This window comes from Yoonia sp. BS5-3, from assembly GCF_038069655.2.
Classification (GTDB): domain Bacteria; phylum Pseudomonadota; class Alphaproteobacteria; order Rhodobacterales; family Rhodobacteraceae; genus Yoonia; species Yoonia phaeophyticola.
In genome coordinates this window covers 1,257,934-1,278,617 of the sequence record NZ_CP150951.2, presented here as the reverse complement: position 1 = coordinate 1,278,617, position 20,684 = coordinate 1,257,934, and the positions used below count along the sequence as shown (strand labels likewise).

General features: G+C 54.8%; 20 protein-coding genes. 7 read left to right on the top strand and 13 right to left on the bottom strand.

The genetic code is table 11. From position 1 onward, the window contains the following. Positions 1-55: 55 nt before the first annotated feature. The 9 genes from infB to pip all read right to left on the bottom strand — a co-directional run bounded on the left by infB (position 56) and on the right by pip (position 12,486). Positions 56-2,542: a translation initiation factor IF-2 gene (gene infB / locus AABB29_RS06515; protein WP_373636836.1), complete on the bottom strand. Its 2,487-nt coding sequence runs from the start codon at positions 2,540-2,542 to the stop codon at positions 56-58. Continuing rightward, a complete protein-coding gene (locus AABB29_RS06510; protein ID WP_341367706.1) occupies positions 2,539-3,171 on the bottom strand; it encodes an RNA-binding protein in 633 nt (210 codons plus the stop codon). The genes infB and AABB29_RS06510 overlap by 4 nt, the downstream gene beginning before the upstream one ends. Before the next feature lie 25 nt (positions 3,172-3,196). Beyond that, on the bottom strand, positions 3,197-4,819 hold the full coding sequence (gene nusA, locus AABB29_RS06505; protein WP_341367707.1) for a transcription termination factor NusA: 1,623 nt from the start codon (positions 4,817-4,819) through the stop codon (positions 3,197-3,199). 1 nt (position 4,820) lies between these two features. Further along, entirely contained in the window at positions 4,821-5,426 is a 606-nt protein-coding gene (rimP, locus tag AABB29_RS06500) for a ribosome maturation factor RimP (protein ID WP_341367708.1), read from the bottom strand. 545 nt (positions 5,427-5,971) lie between these two features. Then, complete coding sequence (locus AABB29_RS06495; RefSeq protein WP_341367709.1) at positions 5,972-7,522, bottom strand: ABC transporter substrate-binding protein; 1,551 nt, start codon at positions 7,520-7,522, stop codon at positions 5,972-5,974. A gap of 73 nt (positions 7,523-7,595) precedes the next feature. Next, complete coding sequence (locus AABB29_RS06490; protein WP_341367710.1) at positions 7,596-9,245, bottom strand: ABC transporter ATP-binding protein; 1,650 nt, start codon at positions 9,243-9,245, stop codon at positions 7,596-7,598. Continuing rightward, positions 9,242-10,444 (bottom strand): ABC transporter permease, encoded by a 1,203-nt coding sequence (locus AABB29_RS06485; protein WP_373636835.1) that lies wholly within the window; start codon positions 10,442-10,444, stop codon positions 9,242-9,244. The genes AABB29_RS06490 and AABB29_RS06485 overlap by 4 nt, the downstream gene beginning before the upstream one ends. Beyond that, positions 10,441-11,433, bottom strand: coding sequence for an ABC transporter permease (locus tag AABB29_RS06480; RefSeq protein WP_341367711.1), 993 nt, complete (start codon positions 11,431-11,433; stop codon positions 10,441-10,443). Before AABB29_RS06480 ends, AABB29_RS06485 begins: the two co-directional genes overlap by 4 nt. Before the next feature lie 57 nt (positions 11,434-11,490). Continuing rightward, on the bottom strand, positions 11,491-12,486 hold the full coding sequence (pip, locus tag AABB29_RS06475; RefSeq protein ID WP_341367712.1) for a prolyl aminopeptidase: 996 nt from the start codon (positions 12,484-12,486) through the stop codon (positions 11,491-11,493). A gap of 51 nt (positions 12,487-12,537) precedes the next feature. Here pip and ubiG point away from each other — a divergent pair, with 51 nt between their 5' ends. From ubiG to AABB29_RS06460, 3 genes are all read left to right on the top strand, one after another. Then, complete coding sequence (gene ubiG / locus AABB29_RS06470) at positions 12,538-13,284, top strand: bifunctional 2-polyprenyl-6-hydroxyphenol methylase/3-demethylubiquinol 3-O-methyltransferase UbiG (protein WP_373636834.1); 747 nt, start codon at positions 12,538-12,540, stop codon at positions 13,282-13,284. Positions 13,285-13,382: 98 nt separating this feature from the next. Then, a complete protein-coding gene (locus AABB29_RS06465; protein ID WP_341367713.1) occupies positions 13,383-14,372 on the top strand; it encodes a glycosyl transferase family 90 in 990 nt (329 codons plus the stop codon). 3 nt (positions 14,373-14,375) lie between these two features. Further along, the gene (locus AABB29_RS06460) at positions 14,376-15,335 is read left to right on the top strand and encodes an NAD-dependent epimerase/dehydratase family protein (protein WP_341367714.1); all 960 of its coding nucleotides are present in this window, start codon (positions 14,376-14,378) and stop codon (positions 15,333-15,335) included. Here AABB29_RS06460 and AABB29_RS06455 read toward each other — a convergent pair. The 4 genes from AABB29_RS06455 to AABB29_RS06440 are packed head-to-tail and all read right to left on the bottom strand — an operon-like array spanning position 15,318 to position 17,601. Then, on the bottom strand, positions 15,318-15,761 hold the full coding sequence (locus AABB29_RS06455; protein WP_341367715.1) for a helix-turn-helix domain-containing protein: 444 nt from the start codon (positions 15,759-15,761) through the stop codon (positions 15,318-15,320). The two genes, AABB29_RS06460 and AABB29_RS06455, sit on opposite strands and share 18 nt — an antisense overlap. Then, entirely contained in the window at positions 15,761-16,591 is an 831-nt protein-coding gene (locus AABB29_RS06450; RefSeq protein ID WP_373636833.1) for a carbon-nitrogen hydrolase family protein, read from the bottom strand. Before AABB29_RS06450 ends, AABB29_RS06455 begins: the two co-directional genes overlap by 1 nt. Next, a complete protein-coding gene (gene grxC / locus AABB29_RS06445) occupies positions 16,588-16,845 on the bottom strand; it encodes a glutaredoxin 3 (RefSeq protein ID WP_341367717.1) in 258 nt (85 codons plus the stop codon). Before grxC ends, AABB29_RS06450 begins: the two co-directional genes overlap by 4 nt. A gap of 33 nt (positions 16,846-16,878) precedes the next feature. Further along, complete coding sequence (locus AABB29_RS06440) at positions 16,879-17,601, bottom strand: double zinc ribbon domain-containing protein (RefSeq protein WP_341367718.1); 723 nt, start codon at positions 17,599-17,601, stop codon at positions 16,879-16,881. A gap of 13 nt (positions 17,602-17,614) precedes the next feature. On the opposite strand from AABB29_RS06440, the gene AABB29_RS06435 reads away from it, so the two are divergent. The 4 genes from AABB29_RS06435 (at position 17,615) to AABB29_RS06420 (ending at position 20,252) form a co-directional block, all read left to right on the top strand. Further along, on the top strand, positions 17,615-18,448 hold the full coding sequence (locus AABB29_RS06435; protein WP_341367719.1) for a methyltransferase domain-containing protein: 834 nt from the start codon (positions 17,615-17,617) through the stop codon (positions 18,446-18,448). A 62-nt stretch (positions 18,449-18,510) separates the two neighbouring features. Further along, entirely contained in the window at positions 18,511-19,596 is a 1,086-nt protein-coding gene (gene hemH / locus AABB29_RS06430) for a ferrochelatase (RefSeq protein ID WP_341367720.1), read from the top strand. Between the two features lie 45 nt (positions 19,597-19,641). Next, positions 19,642-20,124 (top strand): hypothetical protein, encoded by a 483-nt coding sequence (locus AABB29_RS06425; protein WP_373636832.1) that lies wholly within the window; start codon positions 19,642-19,644, stop codon positions 20,122-20,124. After that, the gene (locus AABB29_RS06420; RefSeq protein ID WP_373636831.1) at positions 20,112-20,252 is read left to right on the top strand and encodes a glyoxalase superfamily protein; all 141 of its coding nucleotides are present in this window, start codon (positions 20,112-20,114) and stop codon (positions 20,250-20,252) included. Before AABB29_RS06425 ends, AABB29_RS06420 begins: the two co-directional genes overlap by 13 nt. Positions 20,253-20,684: the final 432 nt, after the last annotated feature.

Here is a 20,684-nt window from a genome sequence, read left to right as displayed (position 1 = left end):
AAAAAGGCAGCCTGATCACAAGCTGCCTTTTATAATTTCATCCTATTGAACGTCTTTACAGCTCGCGCTCAACCTCTTCACGCTCAAAGATTTCGATCACGTCATCGGGACGGATATCGTCGTAGTTTTCAAACGCCATACCGCATTCCTGACCAGACTGAACCTCTGGCACTTCATCCTTGAAGCGCTTGAGCGTTTTCAGCGTCCCTTCGTGGATGACTACGTTGTCGCGCAGCAAGCGGACACCGGCAGAACGACGGGCGACACCTTCGGTGACAATACAGCCGGCCACTTTACCGACATTGGACACTTTGAAGACCTCTTTGATCGACGCATAACCGATAAAGTTCTCGCGGATTTCGGCAGATAGCAGGCCAGAGGCCGCTTTCTTCACGTCATCCACAAGGTCATAGATGACCGAATAATACCGGATCTCGACACCCTTTTGGTTCGCAGTATTCCGGGCCGTTGCATTGGCACGGACATTAAACCCAAAGACCGGCGCACCCGAGGCTTCGGCCAAACCGATATCGGTTTCGGTAATCGCACCAACGCCCGAATGCAGAACGCGCACGCGAACCTCATCATTACCGATTTTCTCCATCGCCTGGACGATAGCCTCGGCAGAGCCCTGCACATCAGCTTTGACAACGATAGGCAGCTCGCTGACATTTTCGTCGGCTTTGGCATTGGCCATCAATTGCTCAAGCGTCGTGGCAGCACCAGCCGCAGCACGTTTTTCCTTAGCCGCTTTTTCGCGATACTCCGCAATTTCGCGGGCCTGTGCATCGGTTTCAACAACGTTCAAAACGTCACCGGCTTCAGGTGTACCGTTCAGGCCAAGCACCTCAACAGGAACAGCAGGGCCAGCTTCTTTGACCCGCTCGCCTTTGTCGTTGATCAGGGCACGGACCTTACCGTACTGCTCACCGACAACAAAGATATCACCTTGGCGCAACGTGCCGTTCTGAACCAGAACAGTCGCAACAGGACCGCGGCCGACATCAAGCTGGGCCTCGATAACAGCGCCTTCTGCGGCACGGGTCGGGTTCGCTTTCAGTTCCAGAATTTCTGCCTGCAACGCAATGGCCTCAAGCAGGTCATCCAGACCTTGGCCTGTGATGGCCGACACTTCGACATCCTGCACATCACCGGACATCTTTTCGACAATCACTTCGTGCTGCAGCAAATCGGTACGAACCTTGTCGGGGTTTGCAGCAGGACGGTCGATCTTGTTGATCGCAACAATCATCGGCACTTCAGCCGCTTTGGCGTGGTTGATCGCCTCAACCGTCTGCGGCATCACTGCGTCATCAGCAGCAACAACCAGCACAACGATATCAGTGACCTGCGCACCGCGGGACCGCATCGAGGTAAACGCAGCGTGACCAGGCGTATCAAGGAAGGACAGGACGGTGCCGCTGTCCGTTTTCACCTGATAAGCACCAATATGCTGGGTAATACCGCCAGCTTCGCCAGCAACAACCTTGGCATTGCGGATCGCATCCAAAAGCGATGTTTTCCCGTGATCAACGTGACCCATAATCGTGATAATCGGCGGACGTGATTTCAGATCTTCAGGCTTATCCTCAACAGTCTGAATAACGTCTTCCACATCAGCGTCAGAGACGCGAACAACGGTGTGGCCAAACTCTTCAATGATCAATTCAGCTGTGTCAGCATCAATGGTCTGGTTTTGGGTTGCCATAATACCATTGGTCATCAGGGCCTTGACGACATCGGCGACACGTTCGGTCATCCGGTTAGCAAGCTCAGACACAGTGATCGCCTCTGGCAGCGCCACTTCGCGGAAAACCTTTTCACGCTCAGCTGAGACACCCATCGCCTTAGCGCGGGCCTTGTCTTGCTTGCGCTTCATAGCCGCCATTGAGCGTTGGCGACCACCATCGCGGCCAGCCATTGCGTCATTCAATGTCAACTTGCCGGAACGGCGGCCTTCGTCATTGCCACGACCCGGCTTGGACTTATTGGCCTTATCGCGTGTTTCATTGCCACGATCGGCCTTGCGCGGTGCGGCGGATGGGCGGGAAATTTCAGTCTCGCCAGGGACAGCAGCGGCAGGGGGCGGGGCCGCAGCGGCAGCTTTGGCGCGGGCGGCCTCGGCTTTTTTGCGTTCCTCTTCCTCGGCCTTCGCCTTGGCACGCTCTTCGCGGGCGCGATCTTCGGCTTCCTTGGCTTCGATCTCAGCACGGCGGGCTTCGCGCTCAGCTGCGCGGGCCTTTTCGTCTGCTTCGCGCTTGGCTTGCTCTTCCGCCTCAGCGGCCTTGGCTTTGGCAAGCGCCTTCATCCGGCGCTCAAGCTCGGCTTCAGAAATCCCGGCAGGACGCTTAGAGGGGTCGCCACCTTTGACAGGGCCACCGGCACCGGCTGGTTTCGCGGCACCCGGCTTAGGGACCACAACGCGCTTGCGCTTGGTTTCCACCACGACGTTCTTGGTGCGCCCATGGCTAAAGCTCTGCTTCACGTTACTGGGACGTGAACCACCAAGGCCAAGTGTCTTTTTACCGTCGTTATCGCTCATCTAGCTTCTTTATCCTTCTCGGCGGCCGTATCGCCCCCGTTCACTTCGCGCAAACCGCGTAGCTTTGTGGCTTCCTCTACAACACGATTGCTGAGTCCACCAGTGGCAAGCGCGCCATGTATCACACTTTGGCGCCCAAAAGCCAAACCCAATTCGGCTGACGTCAAACATCCGAAATATCGGGCCCCTTCGGGCGTCCATAATTTTGTCTTTCCGCGGTCCGAACCATCACTGGCCTGAACCAACACACGGACCCGTTCGCCACCAGCAAGCCAGCCCTTTACCTTTTCAAAGCCGCAAACCGCACGTCCGGCCTTGCGGGCCAATGCAATCAGATCGACCGTATGGCGGACCAGCTGACGTTCGACTTCTGCGGTCAGCCCATCTGGAACGGCGACCGTCTGTTTCGCGCTACGCGAAAACTGACCCTTACCTGCCTGATCCAAAGCATCGCGGTCAGCGGTCACATACATCCCGCGGCCCGGCAGTTTGCCCAGGACATCAGGATACACCTGATTGTCCGGGCCCACAACAAAGCGGATCAGGCCAGCCTTTGGCTGCACTTCGCCGGTGACGATGCACTTTCGTTCAACATCACCGCGCTGCTTGTTGTGGCCACCACGCGCCATTTACTGCCCCACCAAAGGCCTGAAATCAGGCCTCCGCCTCTTCTGTTTCTGTCTCGGCGTCTTCGCCTTCTTCTTCCTCGGTCACCAGATCATCCGGATCGACCCAACCCAGCAACACGCGGGCGGTCATGACCATATCTTGCGCCTCTTCAAGGGAGACATCGAATGGCTCCAGAACACCGTCATCCTTGACGCGCTCACCATCGATTGTGGTCCAGCCACCGGCCAGCTCCCAGTCGGCACAGGTCGCAAAGTCTTCCAACGTTTTAACGCCGTCATTGCCCAGCGCTTCAAGCATTTGCGGGGTCAGACCCTCAAAATTGGCAAGGCTGTCCTCAACGCCAAGGGCGCGGGCAGCTTCCATTGCTTTCTTGGCTTGCTCTTCCAGATAATCACGGGCACGGGCCTGCAATTCGCTGGCAGTATCTTCGTCGACGCCTTCGATGACCAAAAGCTCATCAACCTCGACATAGGCAACCTCTTCGAGGTTTGCAAACCCTTCAGAGACCAAGAGCTGGGCAAAGAATTCATCCAGATCAAGCGTATCCATGAACAGCTTGGTGCGCAGTTCAAACTCAGCCTGACGACGTTTGCTCTCTTCTTCTTCGGTCATAATATCGATATCAAGACCGGTCAGTTGGCTGGCCAGACGGACGTTCTGACCGCGGCGACCAATGGCAAGGGAAAGCTGCTCATCAGGCACAACAACTTCGATCTTGCCGGCTTCTTCGTCCAAAACAACCTTGGCAACCTCGGCGGGCTGTAACGCATTCACAAGGAAGGTCGGCATGTCTTCATTCCAAGGAATGATATCGATCTTTTCGCCCTGCAATTCGTTCACAACAGCCTGCACACGGGAACCACGCATCCCAACGCAAGCGCCCACAGGATCAATGGAGCCATCATAGGAAATCACAGCGATCTTGGCGCGCGATCCCGGATCGCGGGCGACGGCTTTGATCTCAATGATACCCTCATAGATCTCAGGAACTTCCATTTTGAACAGCTCAGCCATGAACTCGGGCGCCGTACGGCTCAGGAAAATCTGCGGGCCACGCTGTTCACGGCGCACGTCCTTGATAAAGCAGCGGATGCGATCATTGGGGCGATAGGCTTCGCGACCGATCTTTTCATTGCGGCGCAAAACGGCCTCACCAGCCCCTACATCCACGATGACATTGCCGTATTCTTCGCGCTTGACGAGGGCGTTGATAATGGTGCCCGCCTTGTCTTTGAACTCTTCATACTGCTTGTCACGCTCAGCTTCGCGGACTTTTTGCAGAATGACCTGCTTGGCAGATTGGGCAGCAATGCGGCCCAGCTCAACGGGTGGGACTTCCTCGATGAACTGCTGACCCACTTCGGGGTTTTCCATGTATTCCTTGGCCTGCTCAACGGTGAACTCAGCCTGATAATTCTCAAGCTCTTCATCCTCAACCACCGTGCGGACACGGGTAAAGGTGGCGCGGCCAGTCTTGCGATCGATAGAGACGCGAATATCCATCTCGGCGCCGTAACGGGACTTTGCAGCACGGGCGAGCGATTCTTCCATCGCCTCAACAACAAGCCCGGGCTCGATGTTCTTTTCGCGGGCCACAGCCTCGGCAGTTTGCAAAAGCTCCAACTGGTTGGCGGATGTATATGCCATCTTAAGTTCTCTCCTCGGCATCGCCCTTCACAGGCGCATTTTCATCACCGTCGATGATGGTTTCAATTTCATCAAACTGGGTCTCGTCGATCTGACCCGCGTCTTTACGTCCGCGCAGCACGTCGCGGATCAACTCATCTGTCAGAACCAGCTTGGCATCTGACAGCCATTCAAATTTCAAACCAACAGTGCCTTCGGTAATGTTGATAAGAACTTCATCGCCCTCAATACCAGCCAACTGGCCCTTAAAGCGGCGGCGACCGTCGATCAGCTCATCCGTTTCGATCTTGGCCTCAAAACCTTCCCACTGCTCAAAGTCCTTCAGGCGGGTCAGGGGGCGGTCGATGCCAGGGCTGGAAACTTCCAAATTGTAAACATCCAAGATCGGATCTTCGACATCCAGAACAGCACTCAACGCCGTGGAAATCTGGCCGCATTCATCGACCTCGATTTGGCCATCGGGGCGCTGGACCATGATTTGCAGAATGGTTTCTTTGCCAGACATCATACGAACACGCACGACCTCAAATCCCATGTCCTCAACGACCGGGGTGACAATTTCAGCGATACGGCGGTCAATAGCCGCCTTGGCGATCAGATCATTCATCTTTTACAAAGCCCTTCATCTGGGCACAAAAAAACGGGCGCGCGGCCCGTTGATATTTCCCGGTGGTGCCGTGGGGGTGGAAGCCAAGGCGCCGCTGTTATGAAGCATATACGTAAGGACAGGCAGATAAGCAAGAGGCAAGCCAACCAAGTTGACTTGCCTCCTTTGAAATCATGCCACCACTCGGCCTGACCGGCAGAATTGCATTACCAAAGCACGTGTTGAGTCCGGCCCCACCCAAACAGGGACTGAGGACCCTGTCCGACTGGCGTTCGCTCCAGCAATCATATTCCGCGCAACGTAAAGCCCGCGGCAGGATGGCCCAATCACAATGAAAAGGGGTCCAGGAACCAGAACTTTACGCTTCGAAACAGCACGTTCTTTGGCTCTCAATCCTCAACCAAATACGATGCTACTCACTAACAGGGGTAAACCTAGATGACGTGAGGTGAACTCACGTTGAACAGTTGGTTAACAAGTGGTTAAGAAACGAAAAAACCCCGCTTTTGAGCGGGGTTTTGCATAAATTTCGATGTATCCGGGGTTTACGCCACCGACCAACGCTCGGCCATACGGGCGTTATCCATCTGCCACAGGTTCCCGATTGTATCAGGCGAGGCAATGCGGTTGTTCACCGCCTGCACATAGTTGGCAAACATTGGAATCAGCACGCCACCATCATCACGCAAGATCTGCTGCATCTCGCCATACTGCTCACGGCGCTTGTCGCTATCCAACTCAGCACGGGCAGAGATCAGCAACTCTTGGAAGCGGGCGCTGTCATCTTCATCCCACTGGCTGTCATTCCATGGCACACCAGCTTCATAGGAAGTCGAGAACATCCAGTCCTCAGTCGCACGGCCAGACCAGTAGCAGGCACAGAATGGCTTTTTCAGCCAAACGTTGGACCAGTAACCATCGGCAGGTTCCTGCACCACGTTGATATTGATACCAGCAGCCGAAGCCGTTGCCTGGAACAGCTGGGCGGCATCAACAGCGCCTTCAAACGCAGCATTCGAAGCAGACAGATCGATATCGATGCTGTCTAGACCAGCTTGCTGCAGGTAATATTTGGCCTGATCAGGATCATAGGTCAGTGGTTCCATATCAGCAGCGAAATACTGGTTGGCGGGGCCAATTGGGGTGTCGTTACCAACCTGACCATGGCCCAGCAGGATCTTGTCGACCATTTCCTGACGGTTGATCCCATATTTCAAGGCACGGCGGACGTTCACATCATTGAACGGGGCGGTGTTTGTCAGCATGGGGAAGCTGTAATGCTGGTTCCCGGTGACTTCCTGAATGCGCAAAGCAGGGTTGGCCTTTAGCAAGGCTTCGGTCTTAAAGTCGATGCGGTTGATTGTATCAACCTGACCCGTCATCAAGGCATTCATGCGGGCTGTGTTGTCGTTGATGGCGATAAACTCGACCTCATCAAAGAAACCAGCGCTGTCGCCTTTGTAGTGATCTTCATAACGACGGCCAACAAAGCGGACACCGGGGTCAAAGGATACAACCTGGTACAGGCCTGTGCCGATGCCATTGGCGATAGCTTCATCAATCTGACCGGCAGGGAACATCAGGATGTGATAATCCGACATCAGATAAGGGAAGTCGGCATTACCATTGGCCAGGGTGAACTGGATCTGATGATCGGTGACTTTGGTCATCTCGGTGATGGCTTCAACAATCGGCTTGGCAGCTGATTTTGATTCTTCACCAAGGTGCATATTCAAGGATGCAATCACGTCATCCGCACCAAAAGGCTTTCCATTGTGGAAAGTGACGCCCTGGCGCAGGTTGAAAGTCCAGGTCTTGGCATCGGCGGATGCTTCCCAGCTTTCGGCCAGCTCGCCTTTCAAGGATCCATCAGCGGCCACTTCGGTCAAACAGTCAAAGACGGTGCCATGTGCGGCAGCGATCATGAAAATATCGGAATGGGTGCGGCCATCCCAGCTATCGGTAGTGTTCGCACCGCCCAAACCAGCAGTCAGTTTCCCGCCGCGCGATTGCGCACGCAGGGGCATCCCCGTCAGGCCAAGCACACCAGCAGCGGCACCCGTCTTCAATAGACCGCGTCTACTAATTCCGTTCATTTGTCGTTCTCCCTAGGTTGTTTCTTCGGGCATTCGCAGGCCCGGATATCAGTCACCAGCAAGGTGATTCTTTCTACATCTTATCAACAGCGGCATCGCCGATGTTATCAACTCCGCGTTCGGTCAGCAGATTTGTCAGCCAATCAGGGTCCATTTCCGGAACCGAGGACAGCAGCAAATCAGTATAGGCGTGGTGGGGCGGGGTAAACATTTCCGCCTTAGGGCCTTGCTCAACGACGCGGCCATCCTTCATCACCACGACCTCATCTGCGATGGCCTTCACCGTGGCCAGATCATGCGTGATGAACATGTAAGACAGTGATAGCTCATCCTGCAAGCGGGCCAATAGTCGCAGAATACCTTCTGCCACCAACTGATCGAGTGCGGATGTGACCTCATCACAGATGATGAACTTGGGCTCGGCCGCCAAAGCACGGGCAATCCCAATGCGCTGTTTTTGACCACCTGACAGCTCTGACGGCAGACGGTGGTAGTACTTGCTAGGTTCCAGCTCGATCTGCTCAAGCAGGGCTTCAACCTTTTTGCGGCGCTCAGTACCGGTCAAACCCAGATAGAACTGGACCGGGCGGGCGATAATCTGGCCAATGGACATGCGCGGGTTCAGCGCAGTGTCGGCCATCTGATAGATCATCTGCACCTGACGCAGCTGGTTTTTGTCGCGCTTGCGATAGTCGAGCGGCAAAACCTCACCATCCAGCGTGATCTGACCGGCCTTCGGCGGCAAAAGCCCGGTGATGCAGCGGGCCGTTGTCGATTTGCCGGATCCGCTTTCACCCACAACAGCCACCGTGCGGCCTTCGTGCATATCAAAGCTGACATCATGTAAAACAGGCACTTTGCCATAGGCAGCATCGACATTCTGGACACTGATAACAGGCACGGCCCCGGTCTGAACGGCTGGCTTCAGCGGGCGTTCAAAACTACGCACAGCCCAAAGCGATTTGGTATATTCCTGTGTCGGCGCCGCCAACATGGTACGGGTATCAGCGGTCTCAACCTCATCACCCTTCAGCAAGACCTTAATACGGTCAGCCATCTGGGCCACAACGGCCAAATCATGGGTGATATAGATAGCTGCCGTATTGAACTGCTCCACAATATCGCGGATCGAGGCAAGCACCTCAATCTGGGTGGTCACATCAAGGGCAGTTGTGGGCTCATCAAAGATAATAAGATCAGGACGGCAAGACATGGCCATCGCGGTCATGCAGCGCTGCAACTGGCCACCAGACACTTGGTGCGGATAACGAAAGCCAATCTGATCCGGGTTCGGCAAACGCAGTTTGCGATAAAGCTCAATCCCATCCTCTTCGCTCTCAGCGCGACTGTTCACACCATGCTGAACCGGACCTTCGGCATGCTGATCCATCAGCTTATGGGCAGGGTTGAAACTAGCGGCGGCGGATTGGGCCACGTAGGCGATACGTTTGCCCAGCAAATCGCGCTTGACCGCGGCAGAGGCAGTCAGCAAATCAATCCCGTCAAATTCCACGGACCCGCCACTGATACGTACGCCGTCACGGGTATAGCCCATGGCAGCAAGGCCCAGGGTCGACTTGCCAGCACCAGATTCGCCAATCAAACCCAGCACCTCGCCCCGGGCAAGGGTCAGATCGATACCATTGATGATCGGGTTCCAGGTCTCATCGCTGCGGCCTTCCAACTTGACACCGCGCATCTTCAGAAGTGGTTCGTCGCTCATTCTTTTAACCCCGAAGATCGGTGCAGCATCCAGTCCACGACAAAGTTCACCGCAACGGTCAGCAAAGCAATCGCACCAGCAGCAAGCAATGGGGTGGTTGCAGCCAGCGGGGCAAACTGCGCGTAATTCACAAAACCGCTTAGATCACGGACCATCGTACCCCAATCGGCCAAGGGGGGTTGGATCCCCACACCAAGGAAGGACAAAGCGGCAATCGTCAGGAAAACAAAGCAGAAGCGCAAACCAAACTCGGCCAGCAAGGGGGCGGTCGCGTTGGGCAGGATTTCTTTGAAAATCAAATAACCCAGACCTTCACCGCGCAACTTCGCAGCCTCGATATAGTCCATGACCACAATGTTTTGCCCAACGGCGCGGGCCAGACGATAAACCCGGGTGCTGTCGATCACCGCGATGATGACAACCATAAAGACGGTCAGAGGAATGCCCAACTCCGGGGCCCAAACGCTGGCGATGGTCATCAGCAACAAGGCGAAAATCAACGACGGAATGGCCATCAACACATCGACCATGCGCGACAGAATCTGATCCAGCCAACCGCCCAAGGTGGCCGCGAGAAACCCAAATGTGCCACCCAGAAGGAAGGCGAGAAGGGTCGTCGCAAAAGCAATACCAACGGTATTCTGCGCACCATAGATCAAGCGGCTTAGAATATCGCGGCCGATCTGATCAGTGCCAAAAAGAAAATCGGGGTTGCCGCCCAGCGCCGGATCACCGCCGGGGATAATATTGGCAGCGACACCGGGAATAATCTGCTCTTGGCCGTAAGGGGCAATCGCACCGGCAAAAATCGCGAAAACCGCATAGATCAGGATGACCAGAATGCCAAAAGAGGCCGTCAGCGGCATGGCGCGAAACAGCTTGCGGCTCCACGCGGTGCCGACATAGCGACCAAACAGGCGAAACAGCCACGCGGCAACTGCAAAAAAGATGAAGCCTTCAATAGCAATACGCAGGAAAAAGAACTTATTGGCTATTTCTGGTTCAGGACTGCGGCCCTGAAAATAGGCCCAGGTCAACCATACCAAAGCAACGGCGCCCAGGATGTAGCCATAGGCGACACCAAAAGGCATATCGCGAAACTTTGGGGCATTTGACGTCGCCAACTGACCCGCAAACCGAAATCCCCAGGCCAATGCAGCCATGCCGGCCAGCGCCAGTGCAATCCACAGCCAGATCATTTCGGATGCCTCAAACGGGGGTTGGACAGGATAGACATAACATCAGCTGTCAGGTTCAGTAGAATGTACGCTGAGGCAAAGATCAGGCAGCAGGCCTGCACCACGGGGATATCGCGGATCTTCACGCTATCAACGAAAAGCTGGCCAATGCCGGGGTAAACAAAAACGACCTCAACCACGACAACGCCAGTGATCAGATAGGCCAGGTTCAAGGCAATTACATTGATGATCGGGGCAAGGGCATTGGGCAACGCATGTTTGACGATCACGCGCATGGGGGAAAGCCCCTTTAGGCGGGCCATCTCAATATATGGGCTGGCCAACAGATTGATGATGGCAGCACGGGTCATGCGCATCATATGGGCAGTGACAACCAGGGTCAGGGTCAGGGCAGGCAGCATCGATTTTTCCAGGCGCTCACTAAAGGGCATGCCTTCAAAGATATTGGAAAGCGACGGGAAGATCGGGTTCAGGACCGCCAGAAACAAGATCAGGATATAGGCCAGGAAAAACTCTGGGCTGGAAATCGACGACAAGGTGAAGATGTTTGTGGCGCGATCGAAAACCGAATTGCGATAAAGGGCAGCTAGAATACCCAGAATGATCGCAAAGGGGACAGCAATCGCAGCTGTGACCATGGCCAGGAACATCGTATTGGCAAAACGCGGGGCAATCTGGGCGGCAACAGTCGTGGCGCCTGAATTGGTGCCGCTGAAGCTGGCAAAATTGGCTTGGGCAAAGCTTGATCCAAAATCACCGCGCAGCGCGCCGCCAAGCCAGTCAAAATAGCGGGTAACCATCGGTTGATCGAGGCCAAGATCACGGCGGATCGATGCAACAGCCTCAGGCGTGGCACCTTGGCCAAGAATGGATTGCGCAAAGTCACCAGGCAGCAAATTGACAGCGACAAAGATAACCACCGACACGATAAGCAAGGTAAGCAGGCCAAGCGCAAGGCGCTGTAGAATGATCGTTAGGACGTTGCCCAAGATATAAAGTTCCCTGTGTTATCATGAATGTTAACGGGAAATTTTCATCTGTAAACCCTAAAGCCTCAAAGCTTTTCTCTGGGCGCCCATCATATCCATGGTGCGTATTAATTCAGCACTGATACCGGGTTCTGATAACGCATGACCCGCACGACCAATCAAAGTGAGACGCGACTTGCGCCACATCTGCGCCAGGCGATGCGCCGAAATGGGGGGGCAAATCATATCATAACGGCCCTGCACGATAACGCCCGGAATATCGGCTATCTTGGCCATCTGCGCGGGATGCAGAATCTGCTGATCCTCGGACAAAAAGCCACCATTGACGAAATAATGGTTTTCCAGCCGGGCAAAGGCACGGGCGTAATCAGCGGGGCTTTCGCCGGTAATGCCGTCACTGCCGATCGAGGCAAGCGCGTTTTCCCAGGCAGCCCAAGCCTTGGCAAAACGGGTTTCTTTCGGAATGTCGCCAGAAAACAGACGGCGGTGATAAGCAGCGATCAAGTCATCATGTTCGTCATTGGGGATCATCCCGGCAAAACGCTGCCAAAGATCAGGCCAGAATTTTCCGGCGCCGCCGCCATAAAACCAATCCAGCTCTGGTTTGGTCATCAGGAAAACACCGCGCAGGGTCAAAGCTGCGACATGGGCAGGATGGGCTTGGGCATAAACCAAGGCAAGCGTGGCGCCCCAACTGCCCCCAAAGACAATCCAACGATCAATGCCCAGCGTCTTCCGGATCTGTTCAATATCAGCAACCAAATGCCAGGTCGTGTTACCGACAACGCTGGCATGGGGGCGCGAGCGGCCGCAGCCACGCTGATCAAACAGCACAACGCGAAAAATCTCAGGATCAAAATAGCGGCGCATGGCAGGGCTACAGCCGCCGCCCGGACCACCATGTAGAACGACCACAGGAATACCGTCAGGGTTCCCCGCCTGCTCAACATAAATGCTATGCCCTTCACCCACGGTCAGCATACGCTGATCAAATGGGTCAATTGGCGGATAAAGATGCGCCGTTGCGCGCTTTTGTCCTACGACTTTGTCCATATGCAATCTATATCGAGTATCATCGCCACTGACCATAATGCGGAGCTGAAAATGTCGGCCACAAACACAGTTGATCCCTCCGAGATCGCCAAGTTCGAGGCTATGGCCGCAGAATGGTGGGACTTGAACGGAAAGTTCAAACCTCTGCACATGATGAACCCGGTGCGGCTGGAATATATTACCAGCCAGATTGCTGCAGAATTTGGACGGGATTTGCAGGAAGATGCGCCGTTCAAAGGGCTGCGTATATTGGATATTGGCTGCGGCGGCGGGCTTTTATGCGAACCCATGGCGCGGCTTGGGGCAACTATAGTGGGGGCAGACGCGGCCGAACGGAACATCCCGGTTGCCAAAATTCATGCGGAACAATCAGGGCTGGATATCGACTACCGGCACACCACCGCCGAGGCGATGGCAGAGGCAGGCGAACAATTCGACGCGGTTCTGAATATGGAAGTGGTCGAACATGTGGCCGATCCGCTTGGGTATCTGACGGCCTGCCAAAGATTGATGAAACCGGGGGGGATCCACATCTGCTCGACCATCAACCGCAACGCAAAGTCCTTTGCGATGGCAATTGTGGGGGCGGAATGGGTGATGCGCTGGCTGCCCAAAGGGACGCATGAATGGAACAAGTTCATCACGCCAGATGAACTCTTCGCGCTGATGACCAAAGCAGGCATGCAGCCAGTCGACCGCAAAGGCTTTGTGTTCAATTTTGCGCAGTTCAGCTGGTCAATCTCGGATCGGGACCTGTCGGTGAACTATGTGACTGCTGCAACAAAACCCGTTGAATAACGAAGGGAACCAAGGCACAAAAATGGAAACCCGTGGCCATTTTGCCCGCAATCCAGATTGAAACGATGCCTCCCCGCCATTCTCTTGTAAAACGATGGGTGCGCGAACCCATCCATCAATATAAACACATCCAGCGCCTGCGCAGCGGCACCAACGCCATGTGCAAACGGGCGGGCGTCGCGCCCTTGCCAATCAGAATCGCGGCTTCACAGGAACCCCAGGCACCGCATGACCTGATCCTGCGCCGGGAAAACGGAGGGATCACAGGGTTAATTAATCCAGGCTGGCGGGGGTACCGGCAAGCGATCTACTGCGAACGGGTTGCGCCCTATGCCTATTGGTTCAGCCAGACACCCGACACGGTCCGGCAAATCACGGCAGACATGTCCGATGGGAACAAGCTTTCCAGCGCGCAATACAGATTTGCGATCACGTCCGATCTTTATACGGCGCTGCCAGATTCGCATTTCTTTCGCGACAGGGGCTATGCGAAAACGGACAAGTTTGCAGAAAGCCAAGCGCTTGATTGGGAAGCGCGCAGCGACGATATCATCTGGCGCGGGGCACCAAACGGAACCGGTGTATTTTCACTTGATCCAAAACTGATCGACAACCCCAGCACCGCGCAACGGATCCGCATGGCATTAAAGTGCAAAGCGCTTGGGGTGGATTTTCGGTTTCTCTATGATCCAACACAGCCCTTTTGCAACATCCTCAGGACTGCTGAACTGACAGGCGCACCGATCGACAGGCACCAATGGGGAAGCATGAAATATGCCGTCGATATTGACGGGTACAGCAACGCATGGTGCAATTTCATGCAACGACTGAAACTGGGGTGCTGTGTGCTGAAGGTCAACAGCCCAGGGGGATTTTACCAATGGTACTATCACAAACTAAAACCGTGGGAACATTACGTGCCAATAAAGGCTGACCTAAGTGATTTGGGCGACCAGATCGACTGGGTCAGATCATACCCAAACAAAGCCAAAGAAATTGCCGCCGATGGGCAAGCCCTTGCAAAAACCCTGACATTTGAAAGCGAAAGCGCCGAAGCCGCACGACTGATTACAGAGCGAGAGACATAATTCATGGAATTTTTCGACGGAAAAACCGCCCTGGTGGCAGGCGGGGCGGGATTTATCGGGCAACATCTCTGCCGCGCGCTGCTGAATGCCGGGGCCCGGGTGCATGTGGTCGACAATTTTTCAACGGGAACTGGACACGTGCCAGACGGTGTGACCGTTGACCGGCAAGACGTCAGCATAATTCGTGACTTTCGGGCGGCGGATGTGATCTTCAATCTGGCCAGCCCTGCATCGCCGATCCATTACCAAGCAGACCCAATCCAGACATGGAAGACCAATGTGCTGGGGGCAATGCATCTATTGGAACACGCGATGGCGTGTAAGGCGACTTTAGTTCAAGCCTCAACAAGCGAGGTTTACGGCGACCCACTGGCGCATCCGCAGGTCGAAACTGACTGGGGCAATGTAAACCCGATTGGGCCGCGTGCCTGCTATGATGAAAGCAAACGGGCAGCCGAAAGCCTGCTGATGGACGCCGTTCGCACACAAAACGCTGACATTCGGATCGCTCGGATTTTCAACACCTACGGGCCGGGTATGGAAATTGAGGATGGGCGCGCTGTGCCAAATTTCATGGCGCAAGCAAAGGCCGGGCAGGTCATGACTGTCCATGGTGACGGGACGCAAACGCGCAGCTTTTGCTATGTCGACGACACAGTCCAAGGGCTAATGCGGCTCGGGGCGATCGATGCCGCGCGGGGCGAAGTCTTCAATATTGGAAACCCCAATGAAATCAGCGTGGCGGAACTGGCCGACCAGATCAATCAGGCTTGCGGCAACAAAAGCCGGGTTGAGTTCACACAGCGGCCCATCGACGATCCCACCAGGCGCTGCCCTAATATTGCAAAAGCAAAGCAACTTTTGGGCTGGGAGCCAACAATCGGCCTGGCGGATGGGCTTGGCCGCACGCTAGGGTCAGGTCCCATTGATCCCAAGGTGTCTGACTTATTCCATCTCGCTTAACTTTGCGCGCATCTCGCGCAGAACCGGCAATGCGGTACGAACACGGTCTTCGCCAACTTTTCGGACAACATCCGCGATAACCGGGGTGATCGCGGCCAGGGCTGCATCACGTGCGGCAATCCCAGCGGGACTGATCGCAACCATTTTGCGGCGCGCATCATCCCAATCGGGGCGGATATGTACCCAGCCCGCGCGCTCAAGTTTATTAAGCGTATTTGTCATAGCACCACGGGTCAGATGAAATGTCTTGGCGATCTGGGCTGGGGTACGTTCAGTCCCGGTATGGGCAAGATGGTTCAGCACCGAAAAATGGGATAGCTCCATCCCCTTTGGTAAGGCACGGCCAACACCTGCGCGGGCCAATTGGTCCACAACAAGGATTTCGCTAAATAGCGAAACGGCCAGGTTCTGCGAATTGTCGGACATTAAGGGCCTTCAAAGGGTCGATCATGGCTTAGCGCGGCAATGCGCTTTCGGCTTTGTGCCACTTCATTCGGGTCAAAATCAACCAGCGCGACGCCCTCATCGGTTTCCATATCCAACAGGACCTCGCCCCAAGGGGATACAGCCATGCTGTGACCGTATGTTTTGCGGGGCTTTCCGGCGGTTGTTGCATGGGTACCAGTTTGGGCGGCTGCAAAAACATAACACCCGGTTTCAATAGCGCGGGCGCGCAGCAAAGGCTCCCAATGGGCCGCGCCGGTAACGGGTGAAAACGCGGATGGAACAAGCAAGATCTGCGCGCCAGCTTGGGCCAATGCGCGATAAAGATAAGCAAAACGCAGATCATAGCAGATGGACAAGCCAATATTGGCAAAAGGGGTCTCGGCGACAACAGCGCTATGGCCGGGTCGATAGCCGGCGGATTCGCGATAGGTTTCGGTCTCTGACACAGCCACATCAAACATGTGAATCTTGTCATAACGCGCGACAATGCGGCCCTTGGGATCAATCAAGAATGAGCGGTTGGCAAAGCGGCCATGACGATCATCTGTCTTCACCGCAAGCGATCCAAGCGACAGCCAAACATCATGACGGACGGCGGCAGCGCGCAATGCAGCAAGGGTCAAATCATCAGGCTCAAGCTGGAGAACGCTGGATTGATGGGCACGGTCTTGGGAAATGCAATTGGTGACCTCAGGGGTCAGCACAAAACCCGCGCCCAGCGCAGCGGCTTCAGCAATGCGGGCCTCGGTCTGACGAAGATTGGCAGCCGGATCGTCGGACGCATTCAACTGAAGCAGCGCAACCTTCATGCAGCCAGCAAGGCATCCAACTTGCCTGCGCGCTCAAGCGCCATCAGATCATCGCAGCCACCAATATGGGTGCCATCAATAAAAATCTGCGGAACGGTGCTACCGCCTTTGGCGCGCTGGATCATCTCTTCGCGCCGCTTGGGTTGCAGCATAATATTCACCTCGGAAAAGCTCACTTGCTTTGACTTTAGCAGGCGCTTTGCCATGTGGCAAAAGCCACAGGTGGGTTTGGTGTAAATCTCAACATTTGCCATTGATCAGGTCCCCGTAACGAAGTCCCCACCGATTTAGGCATCTTTGACCACTCTGGCCAGTGTCACGATTGACACATTTGCGGCACCGGCCAGTTTTGCAGCCTCTGCACATGCAGCCAGGGTGGCGCCGGACGTCATGACATCATCAACAAGCAATACCGATTTGCCCGCAATCTGCGAGGCGCGTTTGGGATGGGGGGCAATGGCATCGGATAAAGCAGCAAAACGGGATTCGCGGTTATGACCCTCAAGGGCGCGGGTCTTTTTGGGGCGGATCAGGGCATCAGCACAGACCGGACGACCAACAGCCTTGCCCAGTTCATGGACAAGCAAAGCAGCCTGATTGTATCGCCGACGGGCCAATCGGATCCAGTGAAGCGGGACGGGAACAAGGATCGTGTCATCTCGCAGCAAAGGACGGGCGACGCGTGTCATCCACAATGCGGCAGGACGGGCCAGGTCGGTGCGGTCCCCGTGTTTCAATGACAAAACCAAACGGCGGCCAATGCCGGTGTAGACCAACGCAGCGCGGCCGCGATCCCAAGGGCGGGCAATGGTCATGCAATCATCGCATTGAACAGGCTCGCCCGGATCATCGCCAGGCAAAGGGGTGCCGCAGGTATCGCAAACAAGACCGCCTATGAACTTGGCATCACGCCAACAGGTGCCGCAAAGACCAAATTCAGACTCCGTCGGCGTATCACAGGCCACGCATTGCGCGGGATAGATCGCCCGAATGACACTTTGCAACCGCATGAATGCGCCCTAAATGACCGGCATGACAATGCCCCAACTCACCGACCGGATCGCCCTGCAACGCAACCGCGCCCGCGCCGAACGCAACGCACTATTTTTGCACGAAACGGTCGCCGATGAACTTCAAGAAAGACTGATTGAGGTTAATAGAACCTTTCAATCAATCGCGATTGTGACTGGTTTTCCCGATTTTTGGGCCGAAAAATACCCGGACGCGACAATCGTGCCAGATGATGAGACGCTTGCGCTAGAACCTGGGCAGCATGATCTGGTCTTGCATACGCTCTGCTTGCATTGGGCCAATGACCCGGTCGGGCAATTGGTCCAGGCAAGACATGCGCTGAAACCCGATGGGCTGCTGCTGTGCACCTTTTTCGGGGGGCAAACGCTGCATGAACTGCGCAGCGCATTGGCCGAGGCCGAGGTGGCGATCAGCGGCGGCCTGTCGCCACGGATCGCACCGATGGGGGAAATTCGGGATGTGGGCGGGCTGTTACAACGGGCCGGTTACGCTTTGCCAGTAGCTGACAGCACACCACTAACAGCCAGCTATGCAAATGCATTTCACTTGATGCACGACCTGCGCAAAATGGGCGAAAACAACGCGTTGGATGATCGGATAAAACACGCAACGGCGCGCAATATGCTGACAGAAGCGGCCTGTATCTACGCGGCCAATTTCAGAAATGATGACGGACGGGTGAACGCAACATTTGAAATCATCACCCTGACGGGCTGGGCACCATCGGAAAACCAACCACAGGCGCTGCGACCGGGCAGCGCGACAACACGGCTTGCGGATGCGCTGAATACAAGCGAAACGCGGCTGGATAAATCAGAAGACTGATCTACCTCTGATCAAACTGAGGTGCATTCCAAACAGATGGAATCAGCGCTAGGTAAGGAACAATGACAATGTTTGACGCACAAGACGACAAGGCCGAACGCCCGGCAACCTGTCCGGTCCACGCAAATGCAGATCATCCGGCAATCAAGCCAGCACGGGTTGGGATCCTTCTGGCAAATCTAGGTACGCCGGACGCAACCGATTATTGGCCAATGCGGCGATATCTCAGCGAATTTCTGTCTGACAAACGGGTGGTCGATTACTCTGCTTGGCTCTGGCAGCCCCTTTTGCAGCTCATCATCCTGACCAAACGGCCCTTTTCATCGGGGGCCGCGTATAAATCGATCTGGAACGAAGAAGATAACGAAAGCCCGCTTCTGACGATCACCAAAAAACAGACGACGGCGATCAAGGCAGAAATGATCCAGCGCTTCGGGGATGATGTGCGCGTTGATTTCTGTATGCGCTATGGAAACCCTTCAACCAAATCAAAGGTACGCGAAATGGTTGAGGCTGGATGCACCAAAATCCTGTTTTTCCCGCTCTATCCGCATTATGCGGGGGCCACATCGGCGACGGCGAATGACCAGTTCTTTCGGGCCTTGATGGAAGAAAAATGGCAGCCCATTGCGCGGATTGTCGAACCATACTTCGAAAACCCCGCCTATATCGATGCGCTCGCCCAATCGGTTGAAAAGGCTTACGCGGCAGCAGAAACCAAACCCGAAAAGCTGATCTGTTCGTATCATGGCGTACCAGAGCGGTACCTGCGCGAAGGCGATCCCTATCATTGCCAATGCCAGAAAACGACGCGGCTTTTAAAAGAACGGCTCGGCTGGGACGACACGCAAATCGTAACGACCTTCCAGTCAAAATTCGGCCCCGAAGAATGGCTGAAACCCTACACAGTCGAAGAAGTCGCAAGGCTCGCCGAAGAAGAAGGCGTAAAAAACATCGCCGTTTGCGCACCCGCGTTTTCAGCCGACTGTATCGAGACGCTGGAAGAGATCAACGAAGAGATCAAAGAAAGCTTCGAAGAGGCTGGCGGTCAGGATTTCACCTATATCCCCTGCCTAAACGACGACGCGGCTCATATCGACGCTTTGACCGGGGTGATTGAGTCGAACTTGAAAGGCTGGCTCGGGTAACGCTGCAAGATCAGAATCAACAACGCTGAACAAAACGGACCCCCGTTGACGCCTAGGAAAACGACGCGTGTGCGGGTGGCAAGGCTGCAGACGCCTGCCTCTCGCGGACACGATATCTTGGTTCAGTTCTGCCTTGATATCTCAAAAACCTTTCTTCCGCGTAACGCGAGGCCCATCTTCCATTTGGGCGGGGAACGGATCGAAGCGGCACGCGCTGTATTTGTTGGCGCGCATGGTCTGGCCTTGGTCCTTGGCGGTGGGCTGATTTTGCTGTTCATCCTGTTTGGCGATCAGGTCGCGATCATGGCAGCAAGTGGCGCACCCAAACTGGCCGAGATGGGGATAATCTACCTTCGGATCACTGTGTGCTTCGCACCACTATTGTTCGTGCTATCTGTCATCCCAGGTGACAGGTACAGGGTTGGTACTTGTCCAAACGCTTTTCGGCTGTCGTTGTCAGCTCCGAACCCGTCCGACCTTGATGGTCACGACTTGATCTCAATCTCGATAATCCTGTGGATACGGTAGCCTCGGCTGCATTCGCGAATCTGCGCAAAAGGATTCGGGGGGTCGTTGGACCAAAAGGATGGTCCAAAGAGCGAACAAGTGATGGCAAAGCACATCTTCGAATCGACATGTCCGTTCTGGCGGACTGATCGATTCGTTCATATTTTATTAGGGAAAATGGCAACCGTACTGCGTATGTACAACATATGTACGCCATCTGTACGCTAGGCATACGCGACAAATGAGCGTTGTCAGATCGTTAACGAAGGCAGCAAATCGCACAAAAAACCGGCAATTGTGGCAATCTGGGCGCGGAGCGTTTGGAATGCATATTCCGCGGAAAATCGTCAGTAACGCAAGCGCAATACATGGGTCTGTTAAGATTTAAACTATTGATTTTGTTGATGTATTTTTAAAACCAGATCAGAATATAGGAATGGAGAATCCAGCGATTTTCGCCGATATTCCCCACATCAAACACCTCAAAAACCCCCAACTTTTCGCAACTCGGCCCCATTGCAAACATAATTCAGCATAATCAACGGTCTATCTAGAGTTCTTGTGTCGCTCGCGCAAAATTA

Coding starts and splice junctions, on each gene's coding strand:
- infB (WP_373636836.1), bottom strand. CDS start 2,542: ATGAGCGATAACGACGGTAAAAAGACACTTGGCCTTGGTGGTTCACGT.
- AABB29_RS06510 (WP_341367706.1), bottom strand. CDS start 3,171: ATGGCGCGTGGTGGCCACAACAAGCAGCGCGGTGATGTTGAACGAAAG.
- nusA (WP_341367707.1), bottom strand. CDS start 4,819: ATGGCATATACATCCGCCAACCAGTTGGAGCTTTTGCAAACTGCCGAG.
- rimP (WP_341367708.1), bottom strand. CDS start 5,426: ATGAATGATCTGATCGCCAAGGCGGCTATTGACCGCCGTATCGCTGAA.
- AABB29_RS06495 (WP_341367709.1), bottom strand. CDS start 7,522: ATGAACGGAATTAGTAGACGCGGTCTATTGAAGACGGGTGCCGCTGCT.
- AABB29_RS06490 (WP_341367710.1), bottom strand. CDS start 9,245: ATGAGCGACGAACCACTTCTGAAGATGCGCGGTGTCAAGTTGGAAGGC.
- AABB29_RS06485 (WP_373636835.1), bottom strand. CDS start 10,444: ATGATCTGGCTGTGGATTGCACTGGCGCTGGCCGGCATGGCTGCATTG.
- pip (WP_341367712.1), bottom strand. CDS start 12,486: ATGGACAAAGTCGTAGGACAAAAGCGCGCAACGGCGCATCTTTATCCG.
- ubiG (WP_373636834.1), top strand. CDS start 12,538: ATGTCGGCCACAAACACAGTTGATCCCTCCGAGATCGCCAAGTTCGAG.
- AABB29_RS06460 (WP_341367714.1), top strand. CDS start 14,376: ATGGAATTTTTCGACGGAAAAACCGCCCTGGTGGCAGGCGGGGCGGGA.
- AABB29_RS06455 (WP_341367715.1), bottom strand. CDS start 15,761: ATGTCCGACAATTCGCAGAACCTGGCCGTTTCGCTATTTAGCGAAATC.
- AABB29_RS06450 (WP_373636833.1), bottom strand. CDS start 16,591: ATGAAGGTTGCGCTGCTTCAGTTGAATGCGTCCGACGATCCGGCTGCC.
- grxC (WP_341367717.1), bottom strand. CDS start 16,845: ATGGCAAATGTTGAGATTTACACCAAACCCACCTGTGGCTTTTGCCAC.
- AABB29_RS06440 (WP_341367718.1), bottom strand. CDS start 17,601: ATGCGGTTGCAAAGTGTCATTCGGGCGATCTATCCCGCGCAATGCGTG.
- AABB29_RS06435 (WP_341367719.1), top strand. CDS start 17,615: ATGACCGGCATGACAATGCCCCAACTCACCGACCGGATCGCCCTGCAA.
- hemH (WP_341367720.1), top strand. CDS start 18,511: ATGACAATGTTTGACGCACAAGACGACAAGGCCGAACGCCCGGCAACC.